The organism is Streptomyces sp. NPDC059696, assembly GCF_042733745.1.
Taxonomy (GTDB): domain Bacteria; phylum Actinomycetota; class Actinomycetes; order Streptomycetales; family Streptomycetaceae; genus Streptomyces.
The window spans coordinates 1-1,268 of the sequence record NZ_JBHWFG010000118.1 but is presented as its reverse complement, the minus strand read 5'-3'; the positions used below and the strand labels follow the sequence as shown (position 1 = coordinate 1,268).

Genomic DNA, 1,268 nt, shown 5'->3' with positions numbered 1-1,268 from the left:
GAGTGGACGGTTCGTAGGGGAGTATCCACCCACGCTGAACCTCGTCAACACGTAGGGCACCGACGCCCGGCCGGGGCCAGCGGGCAGCCAATGGCTGCCGGAGAGACTTGCGGTCCTTTGGCGTACCCTACGAAAGCAGAGACTCCATGACTGTTTCCCCCCTGATCTGGGGCGTGACGATCGTCGTCATCCTCGGCCTGCTGGCCTTCGACTACTTCTTCCACATCCGCAAGGCCCACATACCAACCCTGAAGGAAGCGGCCATTTGGTCCTCCATCTACGTGGGCCTGGCCGTCATCTTCGGCATCCTGGTGCTCGTCTTCGGCGGCGTCACCATGGGCGGCGAGTACTTCGCCGGGTACATCACGGAGAAAGCCCTCTCCGTAGACAACCTGTTTGTCTTCCTGATCATCATGGCGTCCTTCCGGGTGCCCCGCGAGGACCAGCAAAAGGTCCTGCTTTTCGGCATTGTCTTCGCGCTGATTGCGCGAACCGGGTTTATCTTCCTGGGCGCAGCGCTGATCAACTCCTTCTCCTGGATCTTCTACCTGTTCGGACTGATCCTGCTGCTCACCGCCGGCAACCTGCTCAAGCCCGAGGACAGCGAGAAGGATGAGGCAAACAACTTCATCATCCGCATTGCCAAGCGCGTCCTGCCCACCACGGACCACTACGACGGCGACAAGCTGATGACCGTCGAAAACGGCAAGAAGGTCCTCACCCCGATGCTGCTGGTCATGGTGGCAATCGGCGGAACCGACATCCTCTTCGCCCTGGACTCGATCCCCGCCATCTTCGGCCTGACGCAGAATACCTTCATTGTCTTCACGGCCACGGCGTTCTCCCTGATGGGCCTGCGCCAGCTCTACTTCCTGATCGACGGACTGCTGGACCGCCTGATCTACCTTTCCTACGGCCTGGCCGCCATCCTCGCCTTCATTGGCGTGAAGCTTGTGCTGCATGCCCTGCATGAGAACACCCTGCCGTTCATCAATAACGGCGAGCATGTGGAAGTGGTCGAAGTCAGTACAGGCCTGTCACTCAGCGTCATCATCGGCGTCCTGCTCATCACCGTCATTGCGTCGCTGGTCAGCCCGGCAGGCAAGGCCCAGACCGCCGTGAACAACGCCCGCCGCCACGCCAACGCCTACCTGGACCTCTCCTACACCTCGGATGAGGCCGAGCGGGAGCGCATCTACCGGGCACTCTGCGACGAAGAGAAGCAGATTCTGCAGATGGACAAGAAGTACAGGGACAAGGTCAAGGAC

At 60.6% G+C, this 1,268-nt stretch carries 1 protein-coding gene; it reads left to right on the top strand.

Features of this window, described 5'->3' with window-relative positions; all coding sequences use genetic code 11:
• Positions 1 to 146: 146 nt before the first annotated feature.
• Positions 147 to 1,268: TerC family protein (locus tag ACFV20_RS37000; RefSeq protein WP_385665531.1), on the top strand; the 1,122-nt coding region annotated here is incomplete at its 3' end.